16 protein-coding genes and 1 pseudogene are annotated in these 15,854 nt (G+C 66.7%); 13 read left to right on the top strand and 4 right to left on the bottom strand.

The window, feature by feature from the left end; translation table 11 throughout:
- The first annotated feature begins 27 nt into the window (after window positions 1-27).
- Window positions 28-360, top strand: a complete 333-nt coding sequence (locus FHW64_RS26150; protein ID WP_184531164.1) for a cupin domain-containing protein — start codon at window positions 28-30, stop codon at window positions 358-360.
- A 75-nt stretch (window positions 361-435) separates the two neighbouring features.
- Window positions 436-963 (top strand): annotated as a pseudogene (locus tag FHW64_RS26145) (ornithine cyclodeaminase); the annotation flags it as partial.
- Window positions 964-967: 4 nt separating this feature from the next.
- On the opposite strand, the gene FHW64_RS26140 reads toward FHW64_RS26145, so the two are convergent.
- Entirely contained in the window at window positions 968-1,849 is an 882-nt protein-coding gene (locus tag FHW64_RS26140) for an IclR family transcriptional regulator (RefSeq protein WP_184531162.1), read from the bottom strand.
- A gap of 99 nt (window positions 1,850-1,948) precedes the next feature.
- Here FHW64_RS26140 and FHW64_RS26135 point away from each other — a divergent pair, with 99 nt between their 5' ends.
- The 11 genes from FHW64_RS26135 to FHW64_RS26085 all read left to right on the top strand — a co-directional run bounded on the left by FHW64_RS26135 (window position 1,949) and on the right by FHW64_RS26085 (window position 13,114).
- A complete protein-coding gene (locus FHW64_RS26135; protein ID WP_184531161.1) occupies window positions 1,949-3,286 on the top strand; it encodes a Rieske 2Fe-2S domain-containing protein in 1,338 nt (445 codons plus the stop codon).
- Between the two features lie 47 nt (window positions 3,287-3,333).
- Window positions 3,334-4,314, top strand: a complete 981-nt coding sequence (locus tag FHW64_RS26130; protein WP_184531160.1) for a tripartite tricarboxylate transporter substrate binding protein — start codon at window positions 3,334-3,336, stop codon at window positions 4,312-4,314.
- 14 nt (window positions 4,315-4,328) lie between these two features.
- Entirely contained in the window at window positions 4,329-5,090 is a 762-nt protein-coding gene (locus tag FHW64_RS26125) for an HpcH/HpaI aldolase/citrate lyase family protein (protein ID WP_184531159.1), read from the top strand.
- 23 nt (window positions 5,091-5,113) lie between these two features.
- A complete protein-coding gene (locus tag FHW64_RS26120) occupies window positions 5,114-6,073 on the top strand; it encodes a thiamine pyrophosphate-dependent dehydrogenase E1 component subunit alpha (protein ID WP_184531158.1) in 960 nt (319 codons plus the stop codon).
- Entirely contained in the window at window positions 6,066-7,076 is a 1,011-nt protein-coding gene (locus FHW64_RS26115; protein WP_184531157.1) for an alpha-ketoacid dehydrogenase subunit beta, read from the top strand. Before FHW64_RS26120 ends, FHW64_RS26115 begins: the two co-directional genes overlap by 8 nt.
- An 8-nt stretch (window positions 7,077-7,084) precedes the next feature.
- Window positions 7,085-8,092, top strand: a complete 1,008-nt coding sequence (locus FHW64_RS26110) for an NAD(P)H-quinone oxidoreductase (RefSeq protein ID WP_221210534.1) — start codon at window positions 7,085-7,087, stop codon at window positions 8,090-8,092.
- Complete coding sequence (locus FHW64_RS26105; protein ID WP_184531155.1) at window positions 8,082-8,510, top strand: nuclear transport factor 2 family protein; 429 nt, start codon at window positions 8,082-8,084, stop codon at window positions 8,508-8,510. The genes FHW64_RS26110 and FHW64_RS26105 overlap by 11 nt, the downstream gene beginning before the upstream one ends.
- A gap of 41 nt (window positions 8,511-8,551) precedes the next feature.
- A complete protein-coding gene (locus FHW64_RS26100) occupies window positions 8,552-10,159 on the top strand; it encodes a tannase/feruloyl esterase family alpha/beta hydrolase (protein WP_184531154.1) in 1,608 nt (535 codons plus the stop codon).
- Between the two features lie 90 nt (window positions 10,160-10,249).
- Window positions 10,250-10,870 (top strand): carbonic anhydrase, encoded by a 621-nt coding sequence (locus tag FHW64_RS26095; RefSeq protein ID WP_184531153.1) that lies wholly within the window; start codon window positions 10,250-10,252, stop codon window positions 10,868-10,870.
- Window positions 10,871-10,879: 9 nt separating this feature from the next.
- Complete coding sequence (locus FHW64_RS26090) at window positions 10,880-12,163, top strand: chloride channel protein (RefSeq protein WP_311733364.1); 1,284 nt, start codon at window positions 10,880-10,882, stop codon at window positions 12,161-12,163.
- A complete protein-coding gene (locus FHW64_RS26085; RefSeq protein ID WP_184531152.1) occupies window positions 12,164-13,114 on the top strand; it encodes a LysR family transcriptional regulator in 951 nt (316 codons plus the stop codon). It abuts the gene before it with no gap.
- 4 nt (window positions 13,115-13,118) lie between these two features.
- Here the strand turns inward: FHW64_RS26085 and FHW64_RS26080 are convergent, their stop codons facing one another.
- The 3 genes from FHW64_RS26080 to FHW64_RS26070 are packed head-to-tail and all read right to left on the bottom strand — an operon-like array spanning window position 13,119 to window position 15,628.
- Window positions 13,119-13,922 carry an ABC transporter permease gene (locus FHW64_RS26080; RefSeq protein WP_184531151.1) on the bottom strand — a complete coding sequence of 268 codons (804 nt, stop codon included), beginning with the start codon at window positions 13,920-13,922 and terminating at the stop codon, window positions 13,119-13,121.
- A gap of 5 nt (window positions 13,923-13,927) precedes the next feature.
- Entirely contained in the window at window positions 13,928-14,764 is an 837-nt protein-coding gene (locus FHW64_RS26075) for an ABC transporter permease (RefSeq protein ID WP_184531494.1), read from the bottom strand.
- A 6-nt stretch (window positions 14,765-14,770) separates the two neighbouring features.
- Window positions 14,771-15,628 (bottom strand): ATP-binding cassette domain-containing protein, encoded by an 858-nt coding sequence (locus FHW64_RS26070; RefSeq protein ID WP_184531150.1) that lies wholly within the window; start codon window positions 15,626-15,628, stop codon window positions 14,771-14,773.
- Window positions 15,629-15,854: the final 226 nt, after the last annotated feature.

Below are 15,854 nucleotides of genomic sequence, written 5' to 3'. Positions count from 1 at the left end.
CCGACGCGATCTCGAAGGAACTTCAGCATGGCACTCGAACACGCAGCTCCCGGCGAACCTCGCGATGTCCGTCCCTTCGGCTCAGCGCTTGCCGATCAGAAGACGCAGGCGATCTTCAAGTCCCGTCAACTCGAAGTCATGCGTCTGGTGCTGCGCGCCGGCCGGAAGCTGCCGCCGCACAAGGTGCCCGGCGAGATCACCATCCATTGCATCGAGGGAACGATGATCGTCGGCCTCGACAGTGGCGCCCGAAGACTCGAGGCAGGCCAGATCCTGTTTCTCCAGGGTGACGAGATGCACGACGTTTCTGCCGAATCGGATGCGTCGGCGCTGGTGACGATCGTGCTGCGCGACGGTTGAGCCAACCGGTGGCAGTCCTGGCGGCCGACCGCGCTACTGCTCAGCGATTGCCAGGCTTGCTCACCGTCTCGGGGCAGTGCGCAAAGTACCGCCAATCTGCACGGACAGGGCATGCAGTTGCGCATCTTCGACAGCACTGCCGATGCGGTGCGCGGCGTCGACATCGTGACCACGGTGACCGCCGACAAAGCGAACGCCACCATCCTCACGCCGGAGATGATCGAGCCGGGCATGCACATCAATGCGGTCGGCGGCGACTGCCCCGGCAAGACCGAGCTGGCGCGCGGCGTGGTCGAAGTGGCGACGGTATTCGTCGAGTTCGAGCCGCAATCGCGCATCGAAGGGGAGATCCAGCAGATGCCCGCCGACTTCAAGGTGACCGAGTTCTGGCGCGTGCTCGCCGGCGTCGTGCCCGGGCGCAGCAGCGAGGCGGAAGTCACGTTGTTCGATTCGGTGGGCTTCGCCCTGGAGGACTTCGCGGCGCTCGGGTTCATGCGCGACCAGGCGATGGCGCTGGGGATCGGCGAGCGCATCGAACTACTGCCCGAAGCGGACGATCCGAAGGACCTCTATGGACTGGTCGGGGCGCCGGTGGCTGCCTGAGCCTTCAGCGCCCTGAAGCGTTGCGCAGTTGTTCGACCATTGCCACGAGCTGAGGACCCAGGGTCTCTTCGACCGCAGCGCGTGAAGCCACGTCTATCTGGGCGACACAGTTGAAGACGACGGCCTCGCCGTCACCGGTCGTGCCGAAAGGCACTCCCACTGCGTGGTAGTCGGGGTGCTGTTCACCGTAACTGCTGCAGAAGCCTTTGCGCGTGAGCTCTTCGCGCACCGCGCGAAGCCGTTCCCCATAGCGTGACCAGGTCGTCGGCGTATGCACGCGGATCTCATTCAGCAGGCCCTCGCGCGATGCCGGGTCGAGCCCTGCGACGTAGGCATGGCCGATGGCCGTCGATGCGATGGGATAGCGCAGGCCGATGTCCGAGAGCTGCGCGGACCACGGCGCGCTGGCCCGGCTCGTCTCGACGTACACGATGCTCAGCCGATCGCGGATGCCCATCGACACGGAACTCCGGGTCTTGCGCGCCAGTTCGTTCATGAGCGGACGTGCGGTCTGCCGCAGCGCCAGCGTCGCGAGCAGGGGGTAGCCGAGAGAGATCACGGCCGGGCCGAGCCGGTATTTGCCGGTGGCCAGATCGATCCGCAGGTAGCCGAGCTTCACGAGCGTGTAGGTGAAGCGCGAGATCGTCGGGCGCGACAGCCCGGTCTCGTCTGCCAGTTCCTTGTTGCCCAGCACGGGGCGCACGGCGCTGAAGCTGCGAAGGATCTCGAGCCCGCGCGCCAGCGTCGTTGCGAACTGCCGGTCATCGGCGCCGCTGGCGACGCTCTGGTTGTATTCGAGGTCGGCCGGCTCGTGGTTGGTCTGGTACGCGTTGGGAACGACATCGCCAGAAGCGCCGAGCCGCGTGCCCTTGCGTGAATTCAGCATATCCGAATTCTATTCAGATAGTCGAAACGGAGTGAGGCGCTCTGGCACGCCTCCTTCACACTGCATCGAACCCCAAACCCACGAGACAAGAGACCACAGATGCTCAGCCGAGAAGACAACGACCTGCTCACGCTGACAGGGCTCGGAACGGCGATGGGCGGCCTGCTTCGCCGCTACTGGATGCCCGTGCTGCTGTCGAGCGAGCTCCCCGAGCCGGACTGCCCGCCCAAGAAAGTCAAGGTGCTGGGCGAAGACCTGCTAGCCTTCCGCGACACCACCGGCAAGGTGGGCCTCGTCGAGCCGGTGTGCCCGCATCGCGGCGCCAACCTCTACTACGGACGCAACGAGAACTGCGGCCTGCGCTGCGTCTTCCATGGCTGGAAGTTCGACACCACCGGCCAGTGCGTCGACCTGCCGACCGCGCCGCCCGATTCGCCCTACAAGGAGCGCATCCGCATCAAGGCCTATCGCACGCAGGAGTGGGGCGACTACATCTGGGCCTACATGGGCGACGAGGCCGAGGCACCGCCCCTGCCGATGATGGCCTTCGCGCTGGTGCCGCCCACGCACCGCTACGTGAGCAAGAAGTGGCAGGACTGCAACTGGCTGCAATGCGTGGAAGGGGCGGTCGACACGGCGCACTTCTCGTTCCTGCACATGATCCTCGGCACCGAGGAGATGGACGAGAAAGCCGCCGTCGAACGGCTCAAGCACGCGGCGCTCGGCGCGCAGGCGGTGCGCAACGACCGCTTCCGTTGGGTACGCGATGACCCGATGCCGAAGTTCAGCGTGGAGGAATTCGCAAGCGGGCTCGTGCTCGGCGCTGCGCGCGCGGCGGACGGCGAAGACCTGTACTGGCGCATCACGCACTTCCTCTCGCCCAACCATGCACTGGCGCCGAGCGCATTCCCGGGCGAGAACTACCACGGCCAGACCTTCGTGCCGGTCAGCGATACCAGTTGCTGGATCTATACCTACACCTGGAATCCGGATCGCCCGCTCACAGCGGAGGAGATCGCCATGGCGAAGGGCGGCCACACCGTGCATGCGGCGGTCGACGAGCACTACGTTCCGCTGCGCAATATCCGCAACGACTACCTGATCGATCGCGAGGATCAGAAGCACAACAGCTTCACCGGCATCCAGGGTGTCTCCGAGCAGGACGCGGCGATCCAGGACAGCCAGGGGCCGATTGCGGACCGCACACGCGAACACCTGGGGGCCACCGACATCGGTGTCGTGCGCACGCGCCGCGTGTTGCTGCAACAGGTGCGCGACTCGATGAGCGGCGTTGCGCCAAAGGCGCTTTCGCATCCGGAGGCCTATGCGGTCCATTCGGGCGGTTGGGTCGCGCATCGCTCCAAGCCGCTCGACGAAGTCATGGTGGAGCGATTCGGTGACGCCGAGGGCCGGGGAACGCGGCCCCCAACGGGCTGATACCGGCGCGCGATCGGCTCACCATCACAACAACCAAGGAGACAACGATGAAACCATTCCTGCAGGGCGCCCTGCGGCTGGCGGGCGTGCTGATGCTCGCAGCAGGTGCGGCATGCGCATCGGCTCAGGTGGCCTATCCGACCAAGCCGGTGCGGCTGGTCGTTCCCTATCCGCCGGGCGGCATCGGCGACACGCTGGCGCGCGAACTCGGCACGCAGCTTGGCGTGCGTCTGGGCCAGCCGGTGATCATCGACAACCGCCCCGGCGGGAGCCAGATGATCGGCGCCGACGTCGTCGCGAAGTCGCCGCCGGATGGCTACACGCTGTTCCTCGGCAGCCTGTCGAGCCTCGTGCTCAATGTCTATTCGCACAAGGCGATGTCGTACGACCCGTTCAAGGACTTCGCGCCGGTGTCGATGTTCTTCAGCACGCCGCTGTACCTCGTGGTGAATCCGTCCATGCCGGTGAAGAACGTGCAGGAATTCGTGGCCTACACCAAGGCCCACCCCGGCAAGGTGAGCTTCGGCTCGATCGGTACCGGCAGCTCATTGCATCTCTCCGGCGAGATGTTCAAGGCCGCTGCTGGCGTGGACATGCTGCACGTGCCCTACAAAGGCAGCGTGCCTGCCGTGACCGACCTGATCGGCGGGCAGATCCAGGCGCTGTTCGACGCCGGCACGTCCTCGCTGCCGCAAGTGCGCGGCGGCAAGCTGCGCGTGTTGGGCGTGACCAGCGCCAAGCGCGCAAGCGGCACGCCCGACATCCCCGCGATCGCGGAGACGGTGCCGGGCTATGACGCATCGTTCTGGTTCGCGATCTTCGCGCCGGCGGGCACGCCCAAGCCGATCGTCGACCGCCTGTCGACCGAGATCAACGACATCCTCAAGCAGCCCGCGCTGCGCGACCGATACAAGAGCGACGGCGTGGAGCTTGCCGGCAGCACGCCCGAGGAACTCGCCGCACAAATGCGCGCCGACCTGCCGCGCTGGACCGCGATCCAGAAGCAGGCCGGTGTCCAACCCGAATAAAAGGAGAGAGATTCATGCGAAACACCTTCAAGGCACGCGTGCTCGCGCGCGAGCCGCAGTTCGGCCTGTTCGTCGTTTCCAACGCGCTGCAGACCGCCGAAGCATTGGCCGGTAGCGGCTATGACTACATGTGCTTCGACGTCGAGCACTCGCCATCTACGACGCCCGCGCTGCACGCCCAGCTGGCTGCGCTGCACGGCAGCGGCACCGCAAGCGTGGTGCGCGTCACGGGGCTCGACCTCGCGGCCTTCAAGCACTACCTTGACCTCGGCGTGGACGCGCTGATGGTGCCGAATGTCCATACCGCCGCCATTGCACGGGAGGCGGTGCGATACACGCGCTATCCGACGGCCGGCGGCGTGCGCGGCATGGGCGGCACCATGCGCTCGACGCGCTACGGGCGCGACAAGGCCTATTTCACCGAAGCCGCCGACAACACCTGCGTGCTTGCGCAGATCGAGAGCAAAGAAGGCCTGCGCAACCTCGACGAGATCTGCGCTGTCGACGGTGTGGACCTGCTGTTCTTCGGGCCCACCGACCTGTCGGCCGACATGGGCTACCTGGGACAGCCAGGCCATCCCGAGGTCGTCGCCGCGATCGAGGCGGGCATCCGCCGCGCGCATGCGCTGGGCAAGCCTTCGGGTGTGCTGGCCGGCGACCCGGACTGCCAACGCTATATCGAAGCCGGCGCCACCATGGTCATCCTCGGTTCGGACCTGGGTCTCATGGTGCGCGGTGCGGACGCGCTCGCGACCAAGTACTGCCAGCGACGCTGAATCCATCCATCACGACACTCCTCATGACCTCCATCGATACCGGGCAGGCGCTTGCCGACCTCGCCGCGATGCACCGCATCCGGCTGCTCGAAGAAAAGATCACCGAACTGCGCAAGCAGCAGACCATTCAGGGTTCCGTCCACCTGTGCGTGGGCCAGGAAGCCATCTACGTCGGCGCGCGGGGCGCATTGACGGGCGAGGACCGCGTGTTCAGCACCTACCGCGGCCACGGCTGGGCGATGGCCTGCGGTGTTCCGGCCGAAGGCATCCTCGCCGAACTGCTCGGGCGCGAGACCGGCGTGTGCCGCGGCCGCGGCGGCTCCGCGATGTTCAGCGCGGCTGACCATGGCTTCTACGGCGAGAACTCCATCGTCGGTGCGGGCGCGCCGATCGCTTGCGGCGCAGCACTGTCGGCGCGGGTGAAGAAGGAGCCGCGCGTGGCGCTCACCGCATTCGGCGACGGCGCAATGAACCAGGGCGCGATCCACGAAGCGATGAACTTCGCGGCCTATCTCGACCTGCCCGTGCTGTTCATCTGCGAGAACAACACCTATGCCGAGCTGACGCCGATCGCCGACACGGTGCGCGACGCCGAACTCCACAAGCGTGCCGCGGCCTATGGCATGCCCGGAGAGCGCATCGACGGCAACGACGTCACGGCGGTGCGCGAGTGCGTGGCCCACCATGCGCGGCGCGCGCGCGAAGGCCATGGTCCGGCGCTGATCGAGATGATGACGCAGCGCCTCGTCGGCCACTACTACGGAGACATGCAGAGCTACCGGCCGAAGGGCGAGCTGACCGAGGCAAAGCAGCGCGAACCGATCGCGCGCCTGCGCGGCCAACTGCTGGCCGAAGGTGTCGCGGCTTTCGAGCTCGACGCGGTCGAGAACGACGCGCGCACGCATATCGAGGCTGCGGCCGCTGCCGCCCTCGCTGCGCCGCTGGCGAATGCCGAAACAGTGAAGGAACATCTCCATGCATAGCGCGCCGCGTTCTGCCCCCACGGTGCAGCTTTCGTTCGCCAAGGCCGTCAATGCCGCGCTGCGCCGCGCGCTGGCCGAACTGCCGGAGACCATCCTCTACGGCGAAGACCTTGCAAAGCCCGGCGGCGTCTTCGGCGTCACGCGCGACCTGCAGGCCGAATCCGGCGCCCTGCGCGTGTTCGACACGCCGATCAGCGAGACGGCGATGCTCGGCGCGGCCGTGGGCGCCGCGATGACGGGGCTACGGCCGATCGTGGAGATCATGTGGATCGACTTCAGCCTCGTGGCGATGGACCAGATCGTCAATCAGGCCGCCAACGTGCGCTACGTGTCGGCCGGCCGGCTATCGGCGCCGCTCACCATCCGCACCCAGCAGGGCGCCACGCCGGGCTCGTGCGCACAGCACTCGCAGAACCTCGAAGCGATGTACGCCCATGTGCCGGGCCTGCGTGTCGGCATTCCGGCGACTGCGCAGGACGCGTACTCGATGCTGCTCGCGGCGATCCACTGCGACGATCCGACGCTCGTCATCGAGAACCGCGCGCTCTATCACGGCGAGCCGCAGGACGTCGTGATCGACGGGCCGGTCGAATGCGCGGAAGGCGCGCACGTGGCGCGCGAAGGCACGAACCTGACGATCGTCACCTGGGGGCCCATGCTGCACCAGGCGCTCGCAGCCGCTGACGAGTTGAAGGCCGAGGGCATCGATGCCGAAGTCATCAACGCACGCTGGATCGCACCCTTCGACTGGCGAACGCTGATGAGCAGCGTGCGCCGTACGCGCAATCTGCTCGTGGTGCACGAAGCCAACGTCACGGGCGGCTTCGGCGCCGAGATCGGGATGCGCGTGCAGTCCGAGCTGTTCGGCCTGCTCGCCGCGCCTGTCGAGCGTCTCGGCGTGGACGATTGCCGCATGCCCGCCGCGCCGCATCTGCAGGCGGCGCTCATTCCCGACGCGGCGCGCATCGCCGAGCGGGCCCGCAAGCTTGCACGCCACATCTGATGAGCACGATGCGATATGTCGACTATGGCGCCGGTGGAGGTCCGGACGTGCTGCGCATCGCGCAGTGCGAGCGGCCCCTTCCGCGCGAAGGCGAGGTGCTGCTCGAGGTCGCCTATGCGGGCGTGAACCGGCCCGACTGCGCGCAGCGGATCGGCCGCTATCCGCCGCCGCCCGGCGCTTCGCCGATCATCGGCCTCGAAGTCGCCGGTCGTGTCGCCGCCCTCGGACCGGGCGCGCAGCGTTGGCAGATCGGCGACGCGGTCTGCGCGCTCGTGCCCGGCGGCGGCTATGCGGAGTTCTGCGCCGTCCCCGCCACGCATTGCCTGCCGGTTCCACCTGGGCTTTCACTGGCGCAGGCTGCGGCATTGCCGGAAACCTGCTTCACCGTCTGGGACAACGTCTTCGTGCGCGCGCGCCTGAAGGCCGGCGAGTCGTTCCTGGTTCACGGCGGCGCAGGTGGCATCGGGACCACTGCGATCCAGATGGCCAGCGCATTCGGCGCGCGCGTGTTGACGACAGCAGGCGACGAAGCCAAGGCGGACTACTGTCTGGAGGCCGGCGCCGAGCGGGTCGTGCTCTATCGCAACGAGGACTTCGTCGCGGCCGCGATGGATTTCTCGGGCGGCATGGGGCTGGACGTCGTGCTGGACATGGTCGGCGGCCCCTACCTGGAGCGCGATCTCGAAGCACTGGCCATGGATGGCCGGATCGCGGTCATCGCCTTCATGGGTGGCGCGCAAGCGACCATCGACGTGGTGAAGCTGCTGCGCAAGCGCGCGTCGATCATCGGCTCGACGCTTCGCCCGCGCAGCGTCGCCTACAAGGCGGAACTTGCTGCAGAGCTGGAGCGCCACTGGTGGCCGCGCCTTGCCGATGTTCGACTGCAGCCGGTGGTGCACAGCGTGTTCGCCCTTGAAGAGGCCGCCAAGGCGCATGCGCTGATGGAAAGCGGCACCCACAGCGGGAAGATCGTGCTCGCGGTCCGACCCGAAACAGGAGACGGGAATGGATCGTGACGTCGAGCGCGCCATCGAATGCGACTGCGGCCAGACCCTGCTGCGCTTCTACGATGCCTTCGATGCATGGGACTACGAGGGAATGGCGGCGCTGTTCACGCCTGACGGCGTCTGGCATCGCGCTGGCAAGGCGCTGAGAGGCCGCCAAGCCATCATTGCCGAGATGCACCGACGCCCGACCTCGCAAGTCATCCGCCACGTGGTGACCAACCTCATCGTGGACGCGCAGGACGCGGTTCACGCAAACGCACGGCTGTATCTCACGGTCTACCGGCACGATGCAGGCGAGCGTCGCGTCGTACCGGCGCCGCTGCAGGGGCCGGCCTTGGTGCTGGTGGTCACCGCCAAGCTGCAGCGGCTCTCCGAGGGCTGGCGCATCGCGGAGCAGACCATGAACCGGGAGTTCGAGCAAAAATAGACATTGCCTTCATCAAGCAACCACAAGAAGGAGACAAGGCAATGATCAGGCAGAAGACTCTGGCACCGGCGTTGTGCCTTGCGGCAGTGGGCTTCGCGGCGCACGCGCAGAACATCGGCAGTTTTCGGGACGCTGCAAAGTCCGCGGTGAACTACAGCAACCCGGTCGCTTCATCGACGGGCGACTGCGCAAAGCTCGGCCAGCAGGTGATGTCGGTCGAAGGCACGCGCATGACGGTCCTTTCGTCGGAAGTGGTCGCGGCCGCGCAGGGCGTTCCGGACTACTGTCGCATCGTCGCGATGCTCGACCCCGAAGTCCTGATCGAAGTCGCGCTGCCCATGCGATGGAACGGCCGCCTGTACATGCGCGGCAACGGCGGCTACGCCGGCGAACGCATCGATGCAGCCAATCGCGTGGCACTGCGTGACGAAGCGCTGAAGCGGGGCTTTGTCGCCGCGCAAACCAACACCGGCCACGACGCGGTCGCGCAGCCGCTCGGGACGTTCGCGCAGAACAATCTCGCAAAGCTCGTCGACTACAGCCATCGCGCGATTCACCTGACCGCCCAGGCGTCCAAGGATCTCGCGAAGGCGTTCTATGGACGGACGCCCGCCAAGTCGTACTTCGATGGCTGCTCCACCGGCGGACGGCAGGGGCTGATGTCCGCGCAGCGCTATCCGGCCGACTTCGACGGCATCGCCGCGGGTGCGCCGGTGCTCAACTTCACCGGGACGATGTACGACTACGTGTCGTATGCACCGCTGATCAGCAAGGCGGGCTTCACCTCCGCGCAGCTCTCGGAGATCGGCCGCCAGATCGTCGCGAAGTGCGATGCGATCGATGGCCTTCAGGACGGCGTGATCAGCGATCCGCGCCAATGCAGGATCAATCCCAGGACCGATCTGCAAGGCCTCAGCGACGCGCAGGTCGCGGCGCTCGAGGCGGTGCACGCCGACATGCAGCACAAGGGCAAGAGCGTGTTCCCGGCGTGGCCCTGGGGCTCGGAGGCGCCCGACACGAATGGCGTCAGCGGATGGGCCGAGTGGTTCGTGTCCATCCCGCCACCACCTCCGGCGCCCGGCGCGCGCACTGCATCGGTCGCGCAGGCATTGCCACCCGGTGAGACGCGCCAGAGCGCCTACGCACAGACCTTCCTGCGCTATTTCGCGGATCAGCCCGCGAGCCGTCCCGATGCCGACTGGCGAACCTTCAACCTGGACGAGGGCTATCGCGCCACGAGCTTCATGAGCCAGATGCTGGATGCGCGCAATCCGGACCTCAGCGCCTTCAAGGCGCGTGGCGGCAAGATGATCACGTACCACGGCTGGGCCGACCCGGCGCTCAATCCGATGATGAGCATCGGCTACTACGAGGAGGCCGGTCGCGCGACCGCCAAGCTCGACGACACCTATCGCCTGTTCATGGCGCCGGGCATGCAGCACTGCGGCAACGGGAACGCGCCCAACGTGTTCGACGCGGTGACCGCGGTCATCGACTGGGTAGAGGCAGGCAAGGCACCGGCGTCCCTCGTGGCGGTACAGCAGCGGCCCGACGGGCAGGAGCGGAGCCGGCCCCTGTGTCCTTATCCGCAGGCTGCGCAATACGTCGGAGGCGATGCGGACAAGGCAGCGAGCTTCGCTTGCCGGTGAAGGGGCGCGGCTGATCGCGCAATGGGCGGGCGTCGAGTTGACACCTGCGCGCCGCAGCGCCTATGGTCAGCCCTGCATCCCGCCCACACCATGTCGACTTCCTCCCCACCTTGCACCGCCGCCGAAGCGCTGGCCCGTCTTCAAGAAGGCAACGAGCGATTCATTCAGGGCCGCGCGCGCTTTCCAACGGTGCAGAAAGAGGTCCTGGCCGAATTGGCGAAGGGCCAGCAACCTTTCGCGACGATCCTCGGATGCAGCGACAGCCGGGTGCCGCCTGAACTCGTGTTCGACGCCTCGTTCGGCGAGCTGTTCGTCATCCGCGTAGCGGGCAATGTGCTCGGGCCGAGCATCCTCGGCACGCTTCAGTACGCGGGCTCGCATCTGCACACGCCGCTGTTCGTCGTGCTGGGACACGAGGGATGTGGCGCCGTGGAGGCGGCCATCGGGTCGCGCTTCCATGGCTCCCGGCAGAAAAGCAGGATCGAGTTGCTGCTGGAGGGCATCGTGCCGGCGCTCGAAGGGCTCGATGGCACGCAGCCTCCCGCGAAGCTGCTCCATCAGGCCGTGGAAGCGAATGTGCGGCACACCGTGCGGACTTTGCGCGAGACGCCGGAAGCCCAGGCGCGAGAGCGCGAAGGCACGATGAAGCTCGTCGGTGCCGTCTATGAACTGCAGACAGGCCGCGTGCGGTTCCTGGAGCCGAACGGCTAGCATTGCGACGTGCTAAGGCCAACAATTCAAACAATCAAGCTCTGGATCTGGGCAGGTATCGCCGGCGCACTGGGTGCCGTATCGACCATCGTCTTTCGTTGGCTGACGCAGCAGGTCGAGTGGCTTGCGACCGGCCACACCGGCGGACTCGTCGAGACAGCCATGTCGTTGTCTGCCTGGCACCGTGCGGCGGTCTGTGCCGTCGGCGGGCTGGTGGCGGGGCTCGTGCTTCATTGGGGCGGCCGATGGGCCGCCAGAGGTCCGCGCGGCGATCGCAATCTCGACTACATCGAGGCGGCACGTGCCGGTCGCGTCGATCTGAACGATCGAACGACTTTCACTCGCTCGCTGTCGGCGTTGTTCTCGATCGGAACGGGCGCGGCGATCGGCCGCGAGGGCCCGATGGTGCAGCTCGCGGCCTGGGTGAGTTCATGGCTGGCGCGCTGGGTGGCCATGTCGCCTGAACAGCGCAACACCATCATGGTCTGCGGTATCGCCTCGGGCATCGGCTCGGCCTATCACGCGCCGATTGCCGGCGTGGTGTTCGTGCTCGAACTGGCGCTGGGATTCTTCGCACGGAGCACGGTCGCACCGGTGCTGATCGCGTCCGCGACGGCCAGTGCGCTGATCTATTGGCTGATCGAGCCCACCCCGCTGTACGTCATGTCGGGCAAGCCGGTACTGCCGACGGGACTGGTCGTTGCGCTCTTGTCCGGGATCGTGTTCGGCGGCATCGGATGGGTGTGGCTCGGCCTGCTGGAGAAAACGCGCGATCTCTTCTCCAGGGTCAAGTCGATGCCCATACGCCTCGGCATCGGCGGCCTGCTGGTGGGGCTGATCTCGGCGGCGATTCCCCAGGTCTGGGGCAACGGCTACAGCGTCGTCTCGCAGGTGCTTCAAGGCGAGCATGTGTGGCAGTGGCTGGCGATGATCCTGGTGGCGAAGGTGGCCGCGACAGCGCTGAGCTCGGGCAGCGGCGCCATCGGCGGCGTGTTCACGCCGTCGCTCTTCGTCGGCGCGACAGCCGGCAGCGTGCTGGCGCAGATCGCCGCGACGTGGATGCCTGTGGCGTGGGTCGGCGATCCGCGCGCGCTGGCGGTGGTGGGCATGGCGGCGGTGCTGGCCGCTGTGACGCACGCGCCGCTGATGTCCATCGTCATGGTGCTGGAGATGACGGACCAGTTCCAGCTCACGGTGCCGGTGATGCTCGCTTGCGGTGTCGCGCACGCGATCAGCACGCAGTTCGGTGCGAAGCCGATCTACGGCAATCCGATCGAAGCCAGGAGCGGGTAGATGCAAAAACGATCCCGAGACCCCAGGACGCTCGACTTCCGCTTGCTCAGATGCCTCATTGCGCTGGTCGATCATGCGCACATCTCGCGCGCCGCCGATGCGCTCGCCATCAGCCAGCCGTCAATGAGCCGTGTGCTCAGTCAATTGCGCGCTTTCATCGCCGATCCAATTCTGGTCAAGGGGGAGAGCGGCCTCGCTCCTACGAGCAAGGCAGTGCAGTTGCGTGAGCTTGCCTCCCGAATCCTCGAGGAAACTCACGAACTTCTCGGTCATGCCACCGACTTCGACCCGCGCGTCTCGCGCAACCACTTTCGCGTGGTCGCGACCGACTACGTGGAAAGTGTCTTCATGGGACCTCTGTTGGCCCACCTCAGTTCGACATTTCCCAACGTCAGGGTGACGGTTGTCGATCCGGTTCACCCCACCCAGTTCAACAGGCTCCTGGAGGATGGGGAGGTCGACTTCGCAATCGGTTTGCTTGCGCAAAACGCGAGCGACTTGCGCCATCGACCATTGCTTCAGGACCAAGCGGTTTGCGCGGCCCGTGCCGCACATCGGGCAGTCGGCAGATCGCTGACGCCCGCGGAATTCGCGGAGCTGGATCACGCCGTGGTCATGCCCAACGCGGTCAACTACCTTGCCGCAGATCTGGACAAGCATCTTCAAGCGCAGGGTCTGCGGCTCAATCGCCGCTTTGTGACGCCAAGCTACCTGAGCGCGCTGCACCTTCTCGCAGTGTCGGACATGGTCGCATTGGTGCCTGCGCGCCTGGTGGAGTGCTTTGGCGCGCGCCTGGCTACGGTCTCGATGCCGATGGAGGCGACGCCTTTTGAAGTCTGCCTCTCATGGCATGAGCGGACACATCAGTATCCGGCGCATATGTGGTTTCGCGAGCAGGTCGTAGCGAGCTTTGTGCCCACCCAGCGTGGCTCGAAGCTCGGCTGGAGTTGATGCCTCAACTGCCTGTCGATGCGTAGCGGCGCAGCCCGAGGCGCCAGGCGCCGAACGCCGCGGCCAGGAAGATGAAGCCCGCGAGCGGCGACACGAACCCTACCCACGCTGGCGCACCCAGCGGATCGTCCCTGCCGAGGATCGCAAGCACCGGGTAATAGGCAACGCACGCGAGCGGCACGACGAAGGTCAGCGCGCGCCGGAACCACTGCGCATACACCGCCACCGGAAACTGCGCCGCCTGCACGCCGCCATACGTCAGCATGTTGGCGATCTCCAGGCTCTCGACCGTCCAGAACGACAGGGTCCCCTGCAGCACGAGGATGCCGAGGAACAGCGCCACGCCGCCAGCAAGCGCGAACAACGCGATCGCGATCGAAGAGGGCGTCCAGGCGATGCCGGCATGCACGGTGGCGAACGCGATCACGGCGAGCCCTTGCAGGAGTCGCCCGAGGCGGCTGATGCGCACGTCGTGCCCCATGAGCTGCAACGCCAGCGGGCGTGGGCGCAACAGCAGGCGATCGAACGCACCGGTGCGCAGGAACTCCGTGCCCAGCGTGTCGAAGCCGCGTCCCAGCGCATCGGCGATGGCAAACATGCAATTCACCAGTCCGTAGAACAGCGCGACTTCGCCGATGCGCCAGCCCTGCACGTCGCCGAAGCGGTGGAACAGTGCCCAGACCGCGATCATCTCGATGCCGGTGCCGATGAACTGGCCCACCGTGAGCATCAGCGCCGATGCCGGATAGCGCGCCTGACCACCCAGAGAGGCTGCGACGAGGCGGGTGAACAATGCGATCGAGCCCATGCGATTCATCCGCCTTGCACTTCGAGCCGGCGCATCGTTCGCGTCATCGATGCGTGGCCGATTGCCACCACCAGCGCGATCCAGATGCATTGAAGGCCGATCGCGGCGAGTGCCCCGGCGCCTGCGAGCTGACCGAAGTAGAGCCGCGCGGGAATGTCCATCACGCCAGCCAGTGGCTGCAGGAGCAGCAGAGGCTGCCATGCGTCCGGCAGCAGAACCAGCGGCAGCAGGTTGCCCGAAAAGACGATCACGACAGGCGCGGCCAGCGCGTTGATGCCGCGCTCGTTCAATGCTGACGCGGCCGCGATGTTGAGCAGCATGACCAGCGAAGTCGACAGGAGCAATGCGAGCAGCGACGACACGACGAAAGCGGCACCTGCCGCGACATTCGGTGGCGGCTGCCACGCCCAGTCGCTCAGGCCGGCCAGCGGCAGCGCGACTGCCGCGAACGCCACCATGAGTGCCACGCGCGGCAGCACGCGTGCCGCGATCCAGCCCGCAGAGCGCGCGAACCAGAGCGCATACACGTTGACGGGCCGCAGCCGGTCGTACGCCACGGCGCCCGTGCGCACCGACAGCGCCACCTCCGGGTCGCCGAGCCATGGCAGCAACGCAAGCAGGCCTTGTGCGAGCCAGGTATAGGTGATGGCCTGAGCCAGCGTCATCGGTGCATCGGCCGCGGCGGTGCTGCTGTAGAAGGCCGCGAGCACCATCACCTTGATGCCGCCCCACCAGCACTGTGTTGCAAAGCCGGCATAGGCCGCCGTGCGGTACTGCAGCATCTGCAGGAATCGCGATGCGAAGGCTGCGACATAGGGGCGCAGGAACTCGCGCGGCGCCATCATCGGTCAGACCTCGGCCGCGCCGTGCATTGCATAGAAGCGCGTGATGACGGCCTCGATGGTCATGCCCTCGTCCTCCGCGTCCTCCGGCAGGCCGTCATCGAGGCGGCGCGCGGCCATGACCTGCGCGCGCAGCGCTTCGACCGGGCAGTCGGCCAGCACCTTGCCATGGCCGATCACGATCACCCGCTCTGCAAGCGCCTCGATGTCATGCATGTCGTGCGTGGTGAGCAGCACGGTCGTGCCGCGCTCGCGGTTGGCGCGCCGCACGAAGTCGCGCACAGCAAGCTTCGAGGGCGCGTCGAGGCCGATCGTCGGTTCGTCGAGGAACAGGATGGAAGGCTCGTGCAGCAGCGCCGCCGCGATCTCCGCACGCATGCGCTGCCCGAGCGACAACTGGCGCACCGGCTGGTCGAGCAGGCGCTCCAGATGCAGCATGGCCACCAGCTCGTCGCGCGTTCGTGCGAACCGCAGCGGATCGACCCGGTAGATGTCGCGAAGCAGCGAGAAGCCTTCGCCCACCGGGAGGTCCCACCAGAGTTGCGTCCGCTGTCCGAATACCACGCCGATGCGCGCAACGTGGCGCTCGCGATCGGTAAACGGGTTGCGCCCATCGACCTCGACACGACCGCCATCGGGACGCAGGATGCCCGCGAGGATCTTGATCGTGGTCGACTTGCCTGCGCCGTTCGGGCCGATGAAGCCGAGCAGCTCGCCCTGTTCAAGCTCGAACGACACGCCACTCAACGCCTCGACCGTGCGCTGTCGCCGCCGAATGAGCCCGCGCAGCGCACCGAGGACGCCGGGATCGCGCTCGGAGATGCGGTAGGTCTTGCGGAGGTTGTCGACGAGGATCTGAGGCATGGCGCGACGGAAGGGGCGCGGATACTACACGAAGTCCGCCCCCGGGCGCCGCGGCGCGAATCGCCGGGCCCCGGCGACTAGGTGCTGACGCGCACCGCCGCGAAGATCAGCGAACCCAGCACGACGGCGACGGCAGTGGCAACGGCCAGGCGATTGGCGAAAAGGCGACGCATCACGACCTCCGGACTAGGGAAGGCGATTGAACTACGGGCGCGCGATGGTGGCA

This window comes from Variovorax sp. Sphag1AA, assembly GCF_014192575.1.
Lineage (GTDB): Bacteria > Pseudomonadota > Gammaproteobacteria > Burkholderiales > Burkholderiaceae_C > Variovorax.
The sequence above is the reverse complement of the archived record's forward strand: the minus strand, read 5'-3'. Positions and strand labels throughout refer to the sequence as shown.

Excerpts from the sequence above, each read along its gene's own strand:
- FHW64_RS26115 (WP_184531157.1), top strand. The coding sequence starts at position 6,066 with ATGCATAGCGCGCCGCGTTCTGCCCCCACGGTGCAGCTTTCGTTCGCC.
- FHW64_RS26100 (WP_184531154.1), top strand. The coding sequence starts at position 8,552 with ATGATCAGGCAGAAGACTCTGGCACCGGCGTTGTGCCTTGCGGCAGTG.
- FHW64_RS26140 (WP_184531162.1), bottom strand. The coding sequence starts at position 1,849 with ATGCTGAATTCACGCAAGGGCACGCGGCTCGGCGCTTCTGGCGATGTC.
- FHW64_RS26120 (WP_184531158.1), top strand. The coding sequence starts at position 5,114 with ATGACCTCCATCGATACCGGGCAGGCGCTTGCCGACCTCGCCGCGATG.
- FHW64_RS26130 (WP_184531160.1), top strand. The coding sequence starts at position 3,334 with ATGAAACCATTCCTGCAGGGCGCCCTGCGGCTGGCGGGCGTGCTGATG.
- FHW64_RS26095 (WP_184531153.1), top strand. The coding sequence starts at position 10,250 with ATGTCGACTTCCTCCCCACCTTGCACCGCCGCCGAAGCGCTGGCCCGT.
- FHW64_RS26150 (WP_184531164.1), top strand. The coding sequence starts at position 28 with ATGGCACTCGAACACGCAGCTCCCGGCGAACCTCGCGATGTCCGTCCC.
- FHW64_RS26105 (WP_184531155.1), top strand. The coding sequence starts at position 8,082 with ATGGATCGTGACGTCGAGCGCGCCATCGAATGCGACTGCGGCCAGACC.
- FHW64_RS26125 (WP_184531159.1), top strand. The coding sequence starts at position 4,329 with ATGCGAAACACCTTCAAGGCACGCGTGCTCGCGCGCGAGCCGCAGTTC.
- FHW64_RS26070 (WP_184531150.1), bottom strand. The coding sequence starts at position 15,628 with ATGCCTCAGATCCTCGTCGACAACCTCCGCAAGACCTACCGCATCTCC.
- FHW64_RS26085 (WP_184531152.1), top strand. The coding sequence starts at position 12,164 with ATGCAAAAACGATCCCGAGACCCCAGGACGCTCGACTTCCGCTTGCTC.
- FHW64_RS26075 (WP_184531494.1), bottom strand. The coding sequence starts at position 14,764 with ATGGCGCCGCGCGAGTTCCTGCGCCCCTATGTCGCAGCCTTCGCATCG.
- FHW64_RS26135 (WP_184531161.1), top strand. The coding sequence starts at position 1,949 with ATGCTCAGCCGAGAAGACAACGACCTGCTCACGCTGACAGGGCTCGGA.
- FHW64_RS26080 (WP_184531151.1), bottom strand. The coding sequence starts at position 13,922 with ATGGGCTCGATCGCATTGTTCACCCGCCTCGTCGCAGCCTCTCTGGGT.
- FHW64_RS26110 (WP_221210534.1), top strand. The coding sequence starts at position 7,085 with ATGCGATATGTCGACTATGGCGCCGGTGGAGGTCCGGACGTGCTGCGC.